Raw genomic sequence first — 17,204 nt, 5'->3', positions numbered from 1 at the left:
AGCAGCCGAAAGATCCGGAGGAGCCGTGCCCACCTACCAGTACGCCTGCACCGAATGCGGTCACCAGCTCGAGGCCGTGCAGTCGTTCTCCGACCCGGCGCTGACCGAGTGCCCGGAGTGCCACGGCAAGCTCCGCAAGGTCTTCAACTCGGTCGGCATCGTCTTCAAGGGCTCGGGCTTCTACCGGAACGACTCCCGCTCCGGCAACGTGAGCGCCGAGAAGTCCGCGACCTCCAACGGCGACGCCACCAAGAAGTCCGACACGTCGAGCTCCAGCTCGTCCACGCCCGCGTCGACGACCTCGTCCTCCTCGAACAGCTCGTCGTCCAGCGGCTCCTCGTCCAGCAGCTCGTCCTCGTCGTCCTCGAAGACCCCGGCCGCCTCCTGACGATCCACCTCCGATCGCGCCAGGGCTCCCCTGGCGCGATCTTCGCGTGCCCGGATCCCGGCCGCTCGCTTACCAAAATCACCTGTGGCGGCGACGGTTATCCACACTGCGCGCTGTCCACAGGCTCGGAGCGAGCGATCTTCCTTCCCGCCTAACGTCTGCCCCGGCGCCGGACCACGACGCCAGAGCGAGCGAGAGGGGACCGGACGATGGCCAGACCGAGCATGTCCCGGCTCGGGCGGGCCCTCCCCCAGCCGCACGGGAACGCAAGCCGCGCAAGCGGCGAAGGGCGCCTGGATCCCGTGCGCAGGCGCCGGCCGGCCCGCGGCACGCTGCTACGCCTCGCGGCGGTCGCGGCCCTGCTGGCCCTCGCCGCCCTGGTGTCGTGGTCACCTCCGCCGACGTGCGACCCACCCACGGCCACGGCGTCCCCCACCCCGTCCGGCGGCCGGTCGCCCACCGACGCGGCGCATCCCCACGCAGCCACCGAGCCGGCCAGGTCGGGAGGTGACGGCTCCGGCCCGGTGGGCGGCGCCTCAGCCGACGCGGCCGGCCCGCTGGACGGCACAGGCGGCGTCCCAGCCGACGCTGCCGGCCCGCTGGGCGGCACGGGCGGCGTCCCAGCCGCTGCCGGCCCGGTGGGCGGCACGGGCGGCGTCCCAGCCGACGCTGCCGGCCCCCTGGGCGGATCATCGGGCAACCCGGCCGTCCCGCCGGGCACGGTCGGCGTCGCCATCCGCTTGGCCGACCCCACCGCGCTCTCTCTGGTAAGGCCGGGCAACCGCGTGGACCTGCTACGCCTCGACGACACCAAGGGCGCCACCACCTCCGTGGCCGCCGCGGCGCTGGTCCTCACTGTCACCGGTGCCTCAGACCCCACGACAGGCGGCCTGCTGCTGGCCCTGCCCCCCGCCGAAGCCGAACGCGCCGTAGCCACCCCCGGCCACGGCTTCGCCGTCCTGATCCGTCCCGACTGAACCTGCGCGATCCCAGCCCGCCTACGCCGGCGCCGTTCGATTGCGCGCAGCCCAAGCCCGTTCCACGGGCACAGGAGCCGCTCGATCACGCGCCGCCCCAGCCCTTCCCACCGGCACGGGAACCGCTCGATCGCACGTCACGAGCACGGTTCACGCGCGGCGCAAACTGGCGGCGTGCGTTCGCGCGGCGCCGTCTCGGCGGGCGCGTGTTCGCGCGCGGCGCTGGTGCGGGCCGCGTGGGAGGACGGTGTTTGGCGTCTGTGGGGTGTGCTCACCAGTGGGGCGGGCGGTCCTCCAGCAGGCGCTCGTCGTTGTCGAAGGAGCGTTCGCCCCAGCCGCGCTCGGTGTCGTCCCGGGTCTGGTCGGGGAGGACGGGCGCCTCCTCCGACTCGAAGTCGACCTCGCGTTCGCCGTCCAAGTCGCGCTCGGGCTCATCCAGGATGTCCACGCCTAAGAGGGTAGGCCCGCGCCGCTGCGGAAGTCTTCCCCCTTCGGCTGTACCGTCGGTGAACGTGAGCAGCCCCACCGGCGTCCCGGACGACTCCTACTGGCAGCGACCGGATCCTGACTCTGCCGTGCCCGGTCCGGCCCCCGACTCCACGGAACCCGCCCCCAAACCCGAGCCTGACTATCCCGGCCCGCCACGGCCCGCGCCGCCCTCGCCGAGCTGGCGGCCGCCCACCATCGCGCAGCCGCCGCCCCCGCGCAGCATGCCCGCGCAGGACATGGATGCCCTCGACGAGGCGGAAGGCTCGGCCCGCACGGTCACCTACGGCGTGGGCCTGGTCGCCGGGGCGATCGCCCTCATCCTGATGTGCCTGCTCTGCGCGCGGGTCATCTTCTGACCAACCCGTCGGGCCTCAGCCTGGGCGCTCACGCAGCAAGACGCCGGTGCGGTGGCTGCCACCACGCCGGCGTCTGTTCGCCTGCCTTGCCGAACGGATCCAGCCGTCCGCTTGCCGAACCGGTCTAGTAGGTGCCCCACACGGCGGTCGCGCCCGAGTCGCCGGTCTTGAAGACGTAATAGCCGGAGATGGCGGCCAGAACCACCAGGACCACCGCGCCGGCGGCCTCGCCGATCAGGGGGAGGCGGCCCGTGCGGCGCCACGTCACGACGACCATGGCGAGGGCTGCCACGCCGAGGGCCAGGGAAAACCAGAACGTGCGCGTTCCGTACGCCATGTGGTCGTCGAGGATCTCCTTGCCGGGGCCGCTGATGCCCTGGCCGAGGAGGCGGTTGTAGAGCTCGGTGCCCGACGCCTTCGCGACGAAGGCCGACGCCGGCGCGGCCACGGCCAGCAGGCCCACCGCCCAGCCCATCCGGGGACGCCACTGCGGCACCAGCGCATAGACGACGGCCCCTAGGGCCAGCAGCGGAACGAACACCACCGCGGCATGCAGCACCAGCGCATGCACCGGCAGGCCGTTTATCTGGTCGAACACGACGCCTCCTCGATCGAACCGGTCGGCCGACAGCTTAGAAGTATCTGACGGCGCAAACGTCCTCGTGTCCGCTTACGCCGATCACTCGCCGGCGGTTCACCTCGCGTGGGATTGCGCCGCGGAAAAGTTGGGTTTTCAACAAGAGCGTGCTGTCATTGACCGATGCCCCACGGTGAAGATCTACTCCGGGAGCACGGCCTGCGGGTCACCAAGCCGCGCCTCGCCGTGCTGGACATCCTCACCGAGGGCGGCCACCTCGACGTCGAGGAGATCGCCCAGCGTGCCCGCGTACGGCTCGACTCGGTCTCGACCCAGGCGATCTACGACGTGCTCGGCGCGCTGTCCCGGGCCGGCCTCGCCCGGCGCCTGGAGCCGGCGGGCAGCTCCGCCCGTTACGAGGCCCGGGTGGGCGACAACCACCACCACATCGTCTGCCGGGGCTGCGGCGAGATCGCCGACGTCGACTGCGCCGTCGGCGAGCGGCCCTGCCTGACGCCGTCCACGAGCCACGGCTTCCAGCTCGACGAGGCCGAGGTGACGTTCTGGGGTCTCTGCCCCGCCTGCCAGAAGCGCCACGACGACGAGGCGTGAATCCCGTTATCTGAACGGGTTCAAATTTGGCCCGCGGCCGTGGCAGTCTGGATGTCATGAGCGACGTCGGGCTGTTCGGACCGGATTCGGTCACCTGGAAACTCCACCGCGAACCGATCCTCATGCTCGGCGGCCTGCGCTCCCTCTACCTTCAGGCGCTGCACCCGCGCGCCGTCGCCGGCGTCGCCCAGAACTCGGGCTACCGAGCCGATCCGTGGGGCCGGCTGAGTCGCACTTCCGCGTACGTCGCCACGGTCATCTACGGGAGCACGGCCGAGGTCGAGCAGGCCTCGAGCCGTCTGCGCCGCCTCCACGCGAAGATGACCGCCGTGGATCCGCGCACCGGCGAGACCTTCCGCATCGACGAGCCGGACCTGCTCCGCTGGGTGCACGTGACCGAGGTCGAGTCGTTCCTGACCACCGCCACCCGAGCCGGCCTGCGGCTGACCCCCGACGAGGTCGACCGCTACTACACCGAGCAGCTGAAGGCCGCCGAGCTCGTCGGCCTCGACCCGGCCACCGTGCCGTCCACGGCCGCCGAGGTCGCCGCCTACTACGAGGACATCCGCCCCGAGCTCGGCATGACCCGGGACACCGCCGAGACCGCCCTCTTCCTGACCGTCCCGCCCGTGCCCGACACGTGGGGCCCGCGCGCCTTGCGCCTGGGCCTCACCCTGGGCCCGACCCGCTGGGCCTACCTCGGCATAGCCGGCACCGCCGTGGCCCTGCTGCCACCGTGGGCCCGCCGCCTCTACGGCGGCCTGGGCTGGCCCACCACCGACATGACCGCCGACCTCTCCATCCGCGGCCTGCGCCTGCTGCTCTCGACGGTCCTCGCCACCCTGCCCCGCCGCTACCGCGACAGCTCCATGCGCCAGGCCGCCCTGGCCCGCGCCCAAACAGCCGCCGCCTGACCGCTCACGCCACGCGACCGCCCCACCGCCCGCACCACCCGTCCGACCGCGCCACCCGACCGACCGCGCCACCCGACCGCCCGTGCCACCCGACCGCCCGCGCCACCCGACCGCCCGCGCCACCCGACCGCCCGCACCACCCGACCGACCGCGCCACCCGACCGACCGCGCCACCCGACCGACCGCGCCACCCGTGCCACCTGACCGCCCTCGCTGCCCGCGCCCTCCGACCGCCCGACACTCCCAGCGCCTGGCCAACCACTGACGCCGCCCGACCAACACCCCGGCCCGCAGCCGATCGCAAGCCCTCGATCGACCGCATGCATCGCCTGTCCGTCCGCGTCGCCGACCGACGCTTCCATCGCCTGACAGTCCGACCGACGGCAGCGCCGCACGACGGGCCGGCATTCTCCCCGAGCCGCCTCACTCAACGCGAGATCGACATGAAGCGTTTCAAGCAGGAAGCGCCGAGGCCGGTGGTGCTCGCCCAGAACGAGGGCAACACCGGAGCCAACACAGCTAGCGCGGTCGCGGCTAGGACGGGAGAGCAGGACCGGCAACGTGCAGGGCAGGTCGGGAGGTGCAGTCAGAGAAGGTCGCGCGGCAGGCCTGGCGGGCGCAGGCCACGCGGGCGCGGGCCAGGCGGGGCGGGCGCAGGCCGGACAGGTCGCGCGCAGACCAGGCGTGGGCAAGCCGACACGACCTCGCCAGGGCCGAACCGCGGTCCGGACACCAGGTGGGGTCGCCGCCGATGCCGGTCCGTCGATGGGCAGCGACCTCCTACGGCGGGGTGAGGTGGGAGACCGCCGCCCACGGCTCCTTCGCGACCGCCTCGGAGCCGGATGGGCAGATCTTGCGGAAGTCGCACCAGCCGCACAGGGGGCCCGGGTTGGTGGGGAACTCGGCGTCGGGGTCGGCGCCGGCGCTGACGGCCTTTTCGGCGGCCATGATGTCGCGGGCCGTGTCTTCGGCTCGGCGGACCTGGCGGGCCAGGGACTCCTCGGTGTGCTCGTGGGCCGCGACCGTGCCGGTGGGCAGGTGGTGGAGCTCGACGCGGTAGCTCGGGCGGCGGAAGACGCGCTGTGCCGCGTAGGCGTAGAGGGCCAGCGCCAGGGAGCCGCGCGCGTCGTCGGCGTCGAGGCCCGAGCGGCCGGTCTTGTAGTCGACGATCACGGCCTCGGGGCCCTGCGGGCCGGGGCGGGAGTCGATGCGGTCGGCGCGGCCGTTGAGGGCCAGCACTGCCGTCTTCGTCGCCACCACGCGCTCGACGCCGAGCGGTTCCTCCTCCGGATCCAGGCCGGCCACATACGTCTCGAGCCAGCCGAGCGCCGCCCGGTAGGCCGCGCGCTCCTGGTCGACGTCGCGGTAGCCCTCCCGTACCCACGTGCTCTTGAGAAGCGTGGGCAGGACGCTCGGATCTCGCCGGTCGGCCGGAAGGCCGAACCAGTTCTTCAGCGCGGTGTGGACGCTCGCGCCCAGCGAGTTGTGCGCCCACGGCGGGCCCTTGGGCGGGGTGGGCCGGTCGACGTAGGAATAGCGGTATCGCCGGGGGCAGTCGACGTAGGCGCCCAGCTTGCTCGGGGTGCACACGAAGAGCCGCTCGGGCATGCCGTCGAAACCGAGCTGCTCGGGGACGCCGGCGCGGGATCTGGTGGGAGGCACGCTGCAATCCTGCCAGCCCGGTATGACAGAAACCCCGTCAGAGCCCGACGGCCTCGAGCCGGACGAAGGCACCGATCGCGTCGGCGATCAGCTGTACGGCGATGGCCGCCAGCAGCAGGCCGGCGATGCGGGTGAGCACCTCGATGCCCGCCGGCCGCAGCAGCTTGACGATCACGCCGGAGAAGCGCAGCACGATCCAGACGGTCAGCATCACGAGCAGGATGCCGATCGCGATCACGAGGTACTCGTCGAAACCCTCCGCACGCTGGACGAACAGCATGGTCGCGACGATCGCGCCGGGGCCGGCCAGCAGCGGCGTGCCGATCGGCACCAGCGCCACGTTGCTCGTGCCGCCCTGCTCGGCCGGCTCGTCGGTCTTGCCGGTGAGCAGCTGCAACGCGACGAGCACGAGCAGCAGGCCGCCGGCGCCCTGGAGCGCGGGGAGGTCCACGTGGAGGTAGTCGAGCAGCGTCTGCCCCGCGACGGCGAAGCCGACGATCACGCCGAGCGCCAGCAGGACGGCCTGCGTTCCGGCCCGGATCCGGTCCCTGTTCGACATCGTCCCGGTCAGCGCGAGGAAGACCGGCACCATGCCGGGAGGGTCGACGATCACCAAGAGGGTCACGAAGACCTCGCCGAGGAACTTGAGATTCACCCGAACAAGGTAGGGGCCCTGGCCGCCGCGCCGCAGTTCGGTGCGTCGAGTGTCACCCCAGGACGGGAACGCCTGTGGCTGCCGACACGATTTTCTCGTACGCGGAAGGCGCCGTCAGGAAGGCACCGAGCCGAACCGTCTTGTGGGTGCCGTGGAAGTCGGACGAACCGGTGACGACGAGCCCGAGCCGCTCCGCGAGGGCCCGCACGTGCGCCCGTTCCTCCGGGGTGTGGTCCTCGTGGTCCGCCTCGAGGCCGAACAGCCCCGCCTCGGCCAGCTCCACGATCAGCCGGTCCGGCACCACACGCCCGCGCACCGTCGCCCGCGGATGGGCGAAAACGGTCACGCCGCCCGCGGCCCGGACGGCGCGCACGGCCTCGAACACATCAAGATCAGCTTTCGGTACGAAGTAGCGCGCGCCCAGCCACTGCGAGTGGAACGCCTCGGTCGTCGTACGGACGAGCCCCGCCCTGATCAGCGCCTGGGCGATGTGCGGCCGCCCCACCGAGCCGCCCGCCGCGTAGCCGCGCACCTCGTCCCAGGTGATCGGCACCCCGTCGGCGGCCAGCCGGTTCACGATCTTTTCGGCGCGCTGCTCGCGGTCGGTGCGCAGCCGGGCCAGGTCGCCCGCGAGGCGGGGCTCCGCCGGGTCGAAGAGGTACGCGAGCATGTGCAGCGCGATCGGCGGCTCGGCGCCGTGCCAGCGGCAGGACAGCTCGGCACCCCGCACCAACGTCAGTCCTTCGGGGCGGGCCGCCGCGGCCGCCTCCCAGCCACCCGTGGTGTCGTGGTCGGTGATCGCCATGACGTCGAGACCGGCCTCCGCCCCCGCCCTGACCAGCTCGGCGGGGGTGAGCGTGCCGTCGCTGGCGGTGGAATGGCAGTGCAGATCGATTCGGGTCACCTGAAAACGCTACCGGGACGGTGGGCCGGGCCGCCTCCCGGCGACCCGATTGCTCCGTCACACCTCACGGTTACGCGTCGTCGCCTTCGCTGTCCTTGCCGAGGCGCGCCTCGACGGCCTGCGGCTCGTACATCTCCTCGACGACGCGCAGGTAGAGCTCGTTGGGGTTGGGCAGGTGCTTGACCTCGCGCAGCGCCTGGTCCTGGCCGGCGGACTCCAGCACGAACGTGCCGTAGCTGAGCATGCGCCCGAGCGCGGACTGCTCGTACTTCATGTCGGTGACCCGCAGCAGCGGCATCATGGCCACCCGCCGGGTGATGATGCCGTTGACGACCATGACCCGCTTGTTGGTCAGGATGAAGCGGTCGAAATACCAGTCGAAGACCTTCCAGGCCACCCAGCTGATCACGCCGAGCCAGATCAGGACGGCCGCGGTCACCAGGCCGTTGATGTTCTGCCGGGTCAGGAAGCCGGCCAGATAGCCCAGGGCGAGAGTCGCGCCGGCGCCGATGCCGAGCGGGGCGGAGAGGTGGATCCAATGTCTCTTCCACTCGCCGCGGTAGCGCTCGGTGGGGAAGAGATAGCGGGCGACCAGAGTGGTCGGTTCGTCCTCGAGGGGCAGCACGCGGCGCGGGCCGCCGCCGCCCTCGGGCCCCAGCCCCTCGAGCTCCTCCTCGGTGAAGACGGGTGGCTCGTACTCGTCGCCGGGGTCGCCGTCGCTCGCGTAGCCGGCGCTGGGTGAGTAACCCGCGTCCGGCGAGTATCCAGGACCGTCCGAATAGGTACGGCGCCGCGAGTAATCGGACGCGTCGTCGAACGCGGGGTCGTTGTACCCGTAGTTCTCGTCGTCGTCCCGAGGGCGCCCGGCACCCTCGCCTCGAGGCTCGTGCGGCTCAGCAGGACCACCCATGTGGTGATGCTAAGCGACGAGGTTGGTGAAGAACGTGCCGAAGCCCCGGGCAATATCGGCGATCGTGCCTCCGAGTGACTCGAAGACCGATGCGGCCGAGTTCGGGTTGAAGGCAATAAAGAAGATCAAGAACGCGATACCAAGCCAGGTCAGAACCTTCTTGATCATGGCGGGCCTTCTCCTGTGGGTGCGGGTGACGGTCAGCGCCGCGGCAGTACTGACGGTATCAGTTTCGTCGCTCGGTGTGAACAATGTGGCCGAAAAGCCGATACCGTCTCCGCAGGTCAGGACCCAACTATCAGGCCTTTCCGTGCAGGCACGGTGACGGCGCTCCGTACACGAGCTCGGACGGCACCCCCTCGGAGAGATCGTGCAGCACGACGTGCTCCGCGAGGAAGTAGCCCGCGCTTGCCGGCCACGCTACCGCATAGAGCCACATTCCCTTCGCCTCACTCACGTACGCACTTCGATCCTCAGGGGACTTGACGCACCACAGTGGAGTGGGGTGTCCGGCCGCCTTGATCTTGGCATGCGGTCCAGGGTGGCCACCGGGATCGGCGAGCGCCTCGGCGATCAGATAGCCCGGATCGATGCCCGGAATCCCGGCGAACCTGGTGCCGAGTCCGACGCCCGGCTGCTCGGCGATCAGCATGACGTCGGCGGGCCCGCCGCCGAGCGGCTCGGGGCCGCTGCAGGCGAGCGCGCTCGCTCGCACGCCCCGGCGGTCGTCACCCGCCCAGCCGATGCCCGTCACCATCCAGCCGGCCGGGAGCGGCCACGGGCACCAGAACGGCACCCGCCCGCCCTCGCCGGACACCGCCTGGCGGCGGAGCATGCTCTCGACGATGTCGGCGTTGATGTGCTCGGCGACGTGGAACGGCGGCACGTCGCCACAGTTGTCACAGCGCCACTCGCTGTGCATCAGGTCCGGCTTCCGGACCTGCGCACCGCACCTGGGGCAACTCACCGTGACACCCACATCCACTACCGTGCGGCCCGCGCGGTCCCTCGTCAAGCGGATCCGCAGAACCCGGGCGTATCAGAAAGTTTCACCCGGGCGGGGGTCCCGCGTGCGCGCGAATCCAGGCGTGCATCGCGATGCCGCTGGCGACGCCGGCGTTGATCGAGCGGGTGGAGCCGTACTGGGCGATCGAGAAGAGCTGGGAGCAGGCCGCGCGCGCCGCCTCGGACAGGCCCGGGCCCTCCTGGCCGAAGAGCAGGGCGCAGCGCCTCGGCAGGGTGGTGGTCTCCATCGGCCGCGAGCCCGGCAGGTTGTCGATCCCGATCACCGGCAGGTCGCACTCGGCCGCCCATGCCACGAACTGCTCGATGGTGGGATGGTGGCGCACGTGCTGGTAACGATCGGTGACCATGGCGCCGCGGCGGTTCCACCGGCGCTGACCGACGATGTGCACCTCGGCGGCGAGGAACGCGTTCGCGTTGCGTACGACGGTGCCGATGTTGAAGTCGTGCTGCCAGTTCTCGATCGCCACGTGGAAGTCGTGCCGGCGGGTGTCGAGATCGGCGACGACCGCCTCGCGGGTCCAGTAGCGGTAGCGGTCGACGACGTTGCGGCGATCGCCGTTGGCCAGCAGCTCGGGGTCGTAGCGCGCGTCGGTGGGCCACTCGCCGGGCCACGGGCCGACGCCCACCTCGGCGGACTCGTCCTCACCGATCATCATGGGCGGCCACGTTACTCATCCGCGGCGGGCTCTCACCCGGAGGGAGACGCAATGAGCGGCGGGGCCCTCCCCGGCACCCGCCGCCCACGCTTGTTGGGGGAGAGTCTGCCTTACCGTCCGTATCGATGTGAAGGTCGCTCACATGTGACGCAGCTCACATTTAACTTTATTGCCTATTACCCATGGCGAGATGGATCTCGATGTGTCGGGTGCAGGTGAGGGCAAAAAGGACATCGCGATTTGCCTGGATCAGCGCAGCGTTTCCCTCACCGATCGTTACGATGGGTGGTCTACGGCCCACACCGTGTCCCCAATTCGTGCTGTAGACCACGTGTCATCCGCCGCCGCGGCGGGAATGGCCAGTGGGACGGATGGGTTTCACCGCACGAAAGCCAATTTCCCGTGGACGGAGACATCATGGCGACGGTTGCGCTGACCGCTGAGAACTTCGACGAGGTCACCGGCAAGGACGGGATCGTCCTGGTCGACTTCTGGGCAAGCTGGTGCGGGCCGTGCGTCCGCTTCGCCCCGACCTACGAGCGCTCCTCGGAGAAGCACCCCGACATCACGTTCGGCAAGGTCGACACCGAGGCCGAGCAGGCGCTCGCCGCGAAGTTCGACATCCGCTCGATCCCGACGATCATGGCCGTCCGCGACGGCGTCATCGTCTTCTCGCAGCCCGGGGCGCTCCCCGAGTCGGCCCTCGAGAACCTGATCGAGCAGGTCGAGAAGCTGGACATGGACGAGGTGCGCCAGCAGCTCGCCGCGCACAGCCACTGATCTCGCAGATACCTCGAAAAACCCGCCGCCCCTCACGGGCCGGCGGGTTTTTCGTTGGTACGCGTGTTCGACTGGACAACGATCTCGAACGCGTGTTCGAATAGCCGCCATGCGATGGTCCAACCTGTCGGCCTCCGGTCCGGAAGCCGGGGCAGACGGCGGCTCGCTCCTGGACAGGGCAGCGCCGGCGGCTCCACCCCTGCCGCTGGCGCTGCCCGGCGCCACCGTCCGCACGTTCGACACCCCCGGCTTCGCCGGCATGACGTTCTACGAGGTCCGGGCCAAGAGCCTGATCAACCGTGTTCCCGGTTCGTCGCGGGTGCCGTTCGAGTGGACCGTCAACCCCTACCGCGGGTGCTCACACGCCTGCTCCTACTGCCTGTCCGGCGACACCCCGGTCCTGATGGCCGACGGCAGCACCCGCCGGCTGGCCGACCTGCGCCGCGGCGACGCCATCATGGGCACGATGGGTGCCGGCGCCTGCCGGCGATACGTGCCGACCACCGTCCTCGACCACTGGTCGACCACCAAGCACTCCTTCCGGGTCACCCTGGCCGACGGCACCCGGCTGGTCGCGAGCGGCGACCACCGCTTCCTCACCACCCGCGGCTGGCGGCACGTCAGCCCCGCCGAGGCACACCAGCCCGCGCTCGCCGTCGGCGACCTGATGTTCGGGGTCGGCCACTTCGCCGAGCCACCCAAGGAGTCGCCCGACTACCAGGCCGGCTACCTCTGCGGCCTGGTCCGCGGCGGACCGGCCCTCGCCCGTGACGGCGCCGCCTGGAGCCGCGCCGACCGGTTCCTCGAGGACATCCCGCTGCACGAGGCGCTGAGCTGGCCCGAGCTGCCCACCACGGGGTGGTACAGGGGCTTTCTCGCCGGCGCCTTCGGCTCGGTCGGCCGCGCCGACCGGCTCGCGATCACCTTCACCAGCGGCGACCGCCAGTTCCTGAGCCGGGTCACCGAGGCGCTCACCCACCTCGGCCTGCCCAGCCGGGGCCCGCGGCGCGGCAACGGCGTCGTCGAGCTCGACCGCGACCTCTGGGCGGCGCTGCGCTTCCGGCACCTCACGGGGGTCGAGGGCGCGCCCCTCGACGCCTCCGGCGTGGGCGTGCGAGCCGGCCGCCAACTGGCCGTCGTCGAGATCGAGGACCTCGGGCTCACCCTGCCGCTGTTCGACATCACCACCGGTACGGGCGACTTCATCGCCGACGGCGTGGTCAGCCACAACTGCTTCGCCCGCCACACGCACAGCTATCTCGACCTCGACACCGGGCACGACTTCGACACCAAGATCGTCGTCAAGGTCAACGCGGGTGAGCTGATCCGCCGGGAGCTCGCCGCTCCGCGCTGGTCCGGCGCCCCGATCGCCATGGGCACGAACGTCGACGTCTACCAGCGCGCCGAGGGGCGCTACAGGCTGATGCCCGAGATCCTGGCGGCGCTGCGCGACCACGCCAACCCGTTCTCGATCCTCACCAAGGGCACGCTGATCCTGCGCGACCTCGAGCTGCTGCGGCAGGCCGCCGAGGTCACCCGGGTCGGCCTGTCGTTCTCGGTGGGCTTCGTCGACGAGCGGGCCTGGCGCGCCGTCGAGTCGGGCACGCCCAGCCCGCGGCGGCGGCTCGACGCGGTCCGCCGGCTCACCGACGCCGGCTTCTCGATCGGCGTGCTGATGGCGCCGATCTTGCCCGGCCTCACCGACACCGACGAGTCGATCGACGAGACCGTGGCCGCCATCGCGGCCGCCGGCGCCACCAGCGTCACGCCGCTACCGCTCCACCTGCGGCCCGGCGCCCGGGAGTGGTATGCGTCGTGGCTGACCCGCACTCATCCGGAGCTGGCCCCGCGCTATCGCGAGCTGTACGGCAACGGCTCCTACTCGCCGCAGTCCTATCAGGCCGAGGTCGTCGCCCGGGTCCGGATGGCGGCCCGCCGCCACGGGCTTCACCGGGCCACCCCCGGCGAGGCCCGCGCCGTCGGGGAGCGCGAGGAATCACGGCAGCTGACCCTGCTGTGATCGCACTACAGTCAAGAGCATGAGGAGCGCACAGCAGATCCTGGCCGACGCCAACGTCATCGCGGTGGTGGGCGCCTCCCGCGATCCGTGGAAGCCCTCCCACTCGGTGCCGTTGCAGATGCTGCGGCACGGCTGGCGGATCATCCCGGTCAACCCGTTCGTCGACGAGGTCTTCGGGGTCAAGACCGTCCCCACGCTGGCCGACATCGGCGAGCCGGTCGATCTCGTCGACATCTTCCGCCCCGCGCACGACGCGGTCGACGTGGTGCGGCAGGCGGTCGCGATCAAGGCGCCGGCGGTCTGGCTGCAGAGCGGCATCGTGTCGGCGGAGGCCCGGCGCATCGCCGAGGAGGCCGGCATCGACTACGTCGAAGATCGATGCTTGGCAGTGGAACGGGCCACCGGCGGGCTTACCAAGCTGCGATAGGTCACCTATCGTGTTGTCCCCTGTACCCCGGCTAGTACCGTGCCGAGGAACGAGGAGGACCTGATGACATATCCGCCCGGCGGAACACCGGATCCATATCAGCCGCAACAGCCCTACGGGCAGCAGCCATACGACCCGACCAGCGGCCAGCCGTACGGCGCGCCGTCCAGTGGACAGCCGTCCAGCGGACAGCCGTACAGCGGCCAGCCCGGCTACGGCCAGCCCTACGGCGCGCAGCCCGGCTACGGCGCGCCGTACGCGCCGGTGACCAGCACGAACACGATGGCGATCCTGGCCCTCGTGTTCGCGTTCGTCTTCTCGCCGGCCGCGATCGTGCTCGGCCACATCGCGAAGAAGCAGATCCGCCAGACCGGCGAGCAGGGCGAGGGCCTGGCCACCGCGGGGCTCTGGCTGGGCTACATCTTCACGGCGCTGGGCCTGCTGGTCTGCATCGGCTACGTGATCATCGTGGTGATCGCGGTGGGCAGCTCCGCCACCACGTCGCCCTGATGGCTCGTGGGCCGGCCGGGTGACCGGCCGGCCCACGGTCCTCAGCGGAACTGGGCCTCGCGCACGCTGTTGCCGCCGTCCACCACGAGCATCTGTCCCGTGATGTAGGACGCCGCCGGCGAGCACAGGAAGGCGATCGCCGCCGCCACCTCGTCCGGCGTGCCCGGCCGGCCGATCGGCGTGCCCAGGCCCTGCTTGATCTCGGTGACCGTCGACGCGGCCGTGTAGATCGTGCCCGGCGCAACGCAGTTGACGTTCACCCCGTCGGCCACCAGCTCCATCGCCAGCGCCCGGGTCAGGCCGACCACGCCGGCCTTCGCCGCCGCGTACGCCGCCTCGGTCGGCAACGCGTTGACCGGCCCCGCCGTCGCCGCCAGGTTGACGATCCGCCCCCAGCCGCGCTCGGCCATGCCGCCCTGGAAGGCCCGGCTGCACAGGAACGCCGTGCTCAGGTTGCGGTCGATCTCGGACTTCCACTCGTCGTACGTCAGCTGCGCCACCGGCCGCAGCACCTCCGGGCTGGCTCGGCTCGCGAGTCCCGCGTTGTTCACCAGCACCTCGACGTCGCCGAGCTGGTCGGTGATCGCGTCGGCGAGCGCACCCACCTCGGCCTCGTCGGTCAGATCGGCCACGAACCCGGTCACGCCGAGCTCCGACGCCCGCTCGTGAATACGCCGCGTGGTCGACACGATCGCCACACGCGCCCCCAGGTCGCGCAGCCGCCGCGCCGTCGCATATCCGATCCCGTCCGGACTGCCCGCGCCTGTGACCAGGGCGACCTTTCCGTCCAGCCGCAGCGTGACCGGCGCCTCTTCCGGTTCCGTCGCTTCCACGTCGATCCCCATCTCAGCACTCCCCGCACGGCAACGGCCGCACTGTCTGACATCGACCCGGCACAGCGCCGGAGACCCTGCGGGCGATCCTGCCCCCTCCCCTCACCCAGAGCAAACATCGCCGCAGTCGTGGCGCACGCGAGGTGCGCCTCTTTTCCGGGTACGCGGCCCCGGCCCGGCCAATTCCCTCGCCTTCCACTACGCACGCCGCGTCACGGAGTTCAGCGCTGCGACATCCGGCCCCCGGAACGCCCGTCAATCCGTGTCAGGGGCCGCGCGCCGGGCTTTCGGCTCGGCCGCCGGGACTGTGCCAGGAGCGGTGTTTCCGGCCCGACACGCCGGGCTGAGGTTCGGCGAGATGGGCACCGTGAGTGATGACATCGAACGTTATGAGTCCACGGAAGAAGACCGAGGGTGAGGTGGCGCGTGGGCCCGACCGCCGGGCACGGCCGCGGGCAAGGGTGCAGTGGTGCGTGGGCCCGACCGCCGGGCACGGACGGGGAGGGCACGTGCGCGTGGGCCCGACCACCGGGCACGGACGAGGAAGGGTGAAGCGGACGGGGGAAGGTCAAGCGGCATGGGTTCGACCGCTGGTCGGCGGACGGGGCGAAGCGCGACGTGCGCACGAGGCTGCGTGTCGCGGGCGCCCCGCGTTCCGTCGGCAGCTGACGGTGGGCTCGAGACGGGCGGCTCGGGTGTCAGTCGGTGGCCGGTGTGGGGGTGGGCCGGGGCAGGGGGCGCACGGGACCCTCCTCGACGAACAGGAGCGGGGCGCGGGCGCCGTAGCGGGCCGGGAGCTCCAGGCGGGCGCGTCCCAGGTCGCGGGTGCCGATCTCGACGCCGGAGCCGTCGTGGCGGGCTCCGATGGAGACCAGGCGGATGCCGCGGTGGGTCCAGAACTGCAGGTCGGCCAGGACGCGGTCGTGCCAGAAGGCCAGGTCGGCCGCGGAGTGGTCGGCGTCGCGGACGACGACGCAGGCGTCCTCGGCGGCGCGGCGGATGAACTGGTCGAAGGCGGCCGACGGGACCCGGTGGACGATTGCCCGCACGCGCTTCTGGTCGACCTCGAGCCCGGCGTAGCTGTCGGCGAACTGCTCGCGGCCGCCGCGGTCGATGCGGTCCATCGCGGCCTCCAGCTTGGCGGGGGTGGCCGGCAGGAGCATGCCCGCGACCGCCACCTGCCGGGGCGGGCGGTGGAACTCGCAGCCCGCGGTGCTCCATCCGCCGGTCAGGCCGGGCCGGTCCGCGGGCTGGTCGTCGGCCTGATCGCCGCATCCGCCGATCACGAGGATCGCCCCGAGAGCCGCCACCAGTCCGACCAGGAATCGAGCGCGGTGCATCGCATTCCCCCTCTCTACCCCGGCCCGGCACAGCCCGCCAGGCGAAGATCCCGAGGGCTCAACGAACGAAAGCCACGAACCGCCCGATAAGGCGCCGAGTGATCATGGTGAAGAGATCTAGGGGCGGGCGGAGGCGAGGGCGGCAGGTGGCCGGGGCGGCAGGTGGCCGGGGCGGCAGGTGGCCGAGGCTACAGGCGGCGGGGCGGGCGTCTCCGTCAGTCGGTCAGGGCTGGATCGACGACCGGGCGGGTGGATCGGGTGGCGCCCAGGATGACGACGGCGACGCCGACCAGGAGGAGGCACAGCCCGGGCAGGGCGGCCGCCCGCGGGGTCTGGCCCAGCCAGAGCCAGGCGAGCAGGGCCGCGCCGGGGACCTCGAGGAGGATCAGGACGCTGACCGTGGTGGCCGAGGTGTGCTGGAGGGCGTAGTTGAACATCGAATGGCCCAGGAGCTGGGCGCCGGCCACCAAGGCGAGGATCGCGGCCCAGGTGCGGGTGTCGTAGCCGGCCAGGTCGATGCCGGACGCCAGGCAGACGATCAGCAGCAGCGCGGCGCAGACGCCGTAGCAGATCCAGGTGTACGTGGTGGTGCTCAGCGAGACGCGGGCGCGCTCGCCGAGGGCCGTGTAGACCGCGGCGAAGACGCCGCCCAGCAGGGCCAGGATGTCGGCCAGCACCGCCTCGCCCGAGACGCCGATGTCGGCGCCCGTGGCCCAGGCCGCTCCGGCCACCGAGAGGACGATGCCGGCCCACCCGGCCGCCGACGGGCGGCGGCCCTGCGCCATGGCGATCAGGCCCTGCCACACCGGCTGGGTAGCCACCAGCGCGGTCGCCGTGGCCACGGAGCCCAGTTGCACGCTCGGCATCCACGTGGCGAAGTGCGCGGCCAGCGCCACCCCGGCCAGCACGGCGAAGAGGACGACCCGGCGTGCGGCGCCCCGGATCTCGGAGCGGCGCGGCCCGTACGTGACCGGGGTGAGCGCCACCGTGGCCAGGAAGTTGCGCCAGAACGCGATGGCCAGGGCCGGGGCTGCGGCGAACGCGATCAGCGGGGCCGACGACGAGACCGCCAGGACCGCGACCACCAGGGCGACAACTGACCCGTTCACGCGCGATGAAGGCTTATTCATCCCCCGCCGTCGCTTCTTGCGGACTTGTACGCCACAGT

Annotated in this window: 21 protein-coding genes; 9 read left to right on the top strand and 12 right to left on the bottom strand. The window is 71.6% G+C overall.

Annotated features, from left to right (window positions below; all coding sequences use genetic code 11):
- The first annotated feature begins 25 nt into the window (after positions 1-25).
- A complete protein-coding gene (locus Ade02nite_RS46230) occupies positions 26-388 on the top strand; it encodes an FmdB family zinc ribbon protein (protein ID WP_203777798.1) in 363 nt (120 codons plus the stop codon).
- Positions 389-690: 302 nt separating this feature from the next.
- Positions 691-1,365, top strand: a complete 675-nt coding sequence (locus Ade02nite_RS46225) for a hypothetical protein (protein ID WP_203777797.1) — start codon at positions 691-693, stop codon at positions 1,363-1,365.
- Positions 1,366-1,636: 271 nt separating this feature from the next.
- On the opposite strand, the gene Ade02nite_RS46220 is transcribed toward Ade02nite_RS46225, so the two are convergent.
- Positions 1,637-1,813, bottom strand: a complete 177-nt coding sequence (locus tag Ade02nite_RS46220) for a hypothetical protein (protein WP_203777796.1) — start codon at positions 1,811-1,813, stop codon at positions 1,637-1,639.
- A 64-nt stretch (positions 1,814-1,877) separates the two neighbouring features.
- On the opposite strand from Ade02nite_RS46220, the gene Ade02nite_RS46215 reads away from it, so the two are divergent.
- A complete protein-coding gene (locus Ade02nite_RS46215) occupies positions 1,878-2,210 on the top strand; it encodes a translation initiation factor 2 (RefSeq protein WP_239169556.1) in 333 nt (110 codons plus the stop codon).
- A gap of 124 nt (positions 2,211-2,334) precedes the next feature.
- Here Ade02nite_RS46215 and Ade02nite_RS46210 read toward each other — a convergent pair whose 3' ends face one another.
- Positions 2,335-2,808 (bottom strand): DUF2231 domain-containing protein, encoded by a 474-nt coding sequence (locus Ade02nite_RS46210; RefSeq protein WP_203777794.1) that lies wholly within the window; start codon positions 2,806-2,808, stop codon positions 2,335-2,337.
- Positions 2,809-2,970: 162 nt separating this feature from the next.
- Between Ade02nite_RS46210 and Ade02nite_RS46205 the strand changes: the two genes are divergently transcribed.
- Complete coding sequence (locus Ade02nite_RS46205) at positions 2,971-3,399, top strand: Fur family transcriptional regulator (RefSeq protein ID WP_203777793.1); 429 nt, start codon at positions 2,971-2,973, stop codon at positions 3,397-3,399.
- A 56-nt stretch (positions 3,400-3,455) separates the two neighbouring features.
- Positions 3,456-4,313 carry an oxygenase MpaB family protein gene (locus Ade02nite_RS46200; protein ID WP_203777792.1) on the top strand — a complete coding sequence of 286 codons (858 nt, stop codon included), beginning with the start codon at positions 3,456-3,458 and terminating at the stop codon, positions 4,311-4,313.
- A gap of 780 nt (positions 4,314-5,093) precedes the next feature.
- Here the strand turns inward: Ade02nite_RS46200 and Ade02nite_RS46195 are convergent.
- The 7 genes from Ade02nite_RS46195 to Ade02nite_RS46165 all read right to left on the bottom strand — a co-directional run bounded on the left by Ade02nite_RS46195 (position 5,094) and on the right by Ade02nite_RS46165 (position 10,126).
- Positions 5,094-5,921 carry a RecB family exonuclease gene (locus tag Ade02nite_RS46195; protein WP_203777819.1) on the bottom strand — a complete coding sequence of 276 codons (828 nt, stop codon included), beginning with the start codon at positions 5,919-5,921 and terminating at the stop codon, positions 5,094-5,096.
- Positions 5,922-6,012: 91 nt separating this feature from the next.
- A complete protein-coding gene (locus tag Ade02nite_RS46190) occupies positions 6,013-6,630 on the bottom strand; it encodes a MarC family protein (protein WP_203777791.1) in 618 nt (205 codons plus the stop codon).
- Positions 6,631-6,682: 52 nt separating this feature from the next.
- Positions 6,683-7,534 carry a PHP domain-containing protein gene (locus Ade02nite_RS46185; protein ID WP_203777790.1) on the bottom strand — a complete coding sequence of 284 codons (852 nt, stop codon included), beginning with the start codon at positions 7,532-7,534 and terminating at the stop codon, positions 6,683-6,685.
- Between the two features lie 70 nt (positions 7,535-7,604).
- On the bottom strand, positions 7,605-8,444 hold the full coding sequence (locus Ade02nite_RS46180; protein ID WP_203777789.1) for a PH domain-containing protein: 840 nt from the start codon (positions 8,442-8,444) through the stop codon (positions 7,605-7,607).
- A 9-nt stretch (positions 8,445-8,453) separates the two neighbouring features.
- Positions 8,454-8,612, bottom strand: a complete 159-nt coding sequence (locus tag Ade02nite_RS46175) for a hypothetical protein (RefSeq protein ID WP_166661190.1) — start codon at positions 8,610-8,612, stop codon at positions 8,454-8,456.
- 130 nt (positions 8,613-8,742) lie between these two features.
- The gene (locus Ade02nite_RS46170) at positions 8,743-9,411 is read right to left on the bottom strand and encodes a DUF6758 family protein (RefSeq protein ID WP_369076687.1); all 669 of its coding nucleotides are present in this window, start codon (positions 9,409-9,411) and stop codon (positions 8,743-8,745) included.
- Between the two features lie 82 nt (positions 9,412-9,493).
- On the bottom strand, positions 9,494-10,126 hold the full coding sequence (locus Ade02nite_RS46165; protein WP_203777787.1) for a TrmH family RNA methyltransferase: 633 nt from the start codon (positions 10,124-10,126) through the stop codon (positions 9,494-9,496).
- A gap of 417 nt (positions 10,127-10,543) precedes the next feature.
- Between Ade02nite_RS46165 and trxA the strand changes: the two genes are divergently transcribed.
- From trxA to Ade02nite_RS46145, 4 genes are all read left to right on the top strand, one after another.
- Positions 10,544-10,906, top strand: a complete 363-nt coding sequence (gene trxA, locus Ade02nite_RS46160) for a thioredoxin (protein ID WP_203777786.1) — start codon at positions 10,544-10,546, stop codon at positions 10,904-10,906.
- 109 nt (positions 10,907-11,015) lie between these two features.
- On the top strand, positions 11,016-12,926 hold the full coding sequence (locus tag Ade02nite_RS46155; protein ID WP_203777785.1) for an intein-containing Rv2578c family radical SAM protein: 1,911 nt from the start codon (positions 11,016-11,018) through the stop codon (positions 12,924-12,926).
- 19 nt (positions 12,927-12,945) lie between these two features.
- On the top strand, positions 12,946-13,353 hold the full coding sequence (locus tag Ade02nite_RS46150) for a CoA-binding protein (protein ID WP_203777784.1): 408 nt from the start codon (positions 12,946-12,948) through the stop codon (positions 13,351-13,353).
- Positions 13,354-13,416: 63 nt separating this feature from the next.
- Entirely contained in the window at positions 13,417-13,863 is a 447-nt protein-coding gene (locus tag Ade02nite_RS46145) for a DUF4190 domain-containing protein (RefSeq protein ID WP_203777783.1), read from the top strand.
- Between the two features lie 41 nt (positions 13,864-13,904).
- Here Ade02nite_RS46145 and Ade02nite_RS46140 read toward each other — a convergent pair whose 3' ends face one another.
- From Ade02nite_RS46140 to Ade02nite_RS46130, 3 genes are all read right to left on the bottom strand, one after another.
- Complete coding sequence (locus tag Ade02nite_RS46140; protein WP_203777782.1) at positions 13,905-14,708, bottom strand: SDR family NAD(P)-dependent oxidoreductase; 804 nt, start codon at positions 14,706-14,708, stop codon at positions 13,905-13,907.
- A gap of 686 nt (positions 14,709-15,394) precedes the next feature.
- On the bottom strand, positions 15,395-16,036 hold the full coding sequence (locus tag Ade02nite_RS46135; protein ID WP_203777781.1) for a hypothetical protein: 642 nt from the start codon (positions 16,034-16,036) through the stop codon (positions 15,395-15,397).
- Between the two features lie 215 nt (positions 16,037-16,251).
- Positions 16,252-17,166: a DMT family transporter gene (locus Ade02nite_RS46130; RefSeq protein ID WP_203777780.1), complete on the bottom strand. Its 915-nt coding sequence runs from the start codon at positions 17,164-17,166 to the stop codon at positions 16,252-16,254.
- Positions 17,167-17,204: the final 38 nt, after the last annotated feature.

Source organism: Paractinoplanes deccanensis, from assembly GCF_016862115.1.
Classification (GTDB): Bacteria; Actinomycetota; Actinomycetes; order Mycobacteriales; family Micromonosporaceae; genus Actinoplanes; species Actinoplanes deccanensis.
Note: the sequence above shows the minus strand (reverse complement) of the source record. Positions and strands in the feature narration are given on the sequence as shown.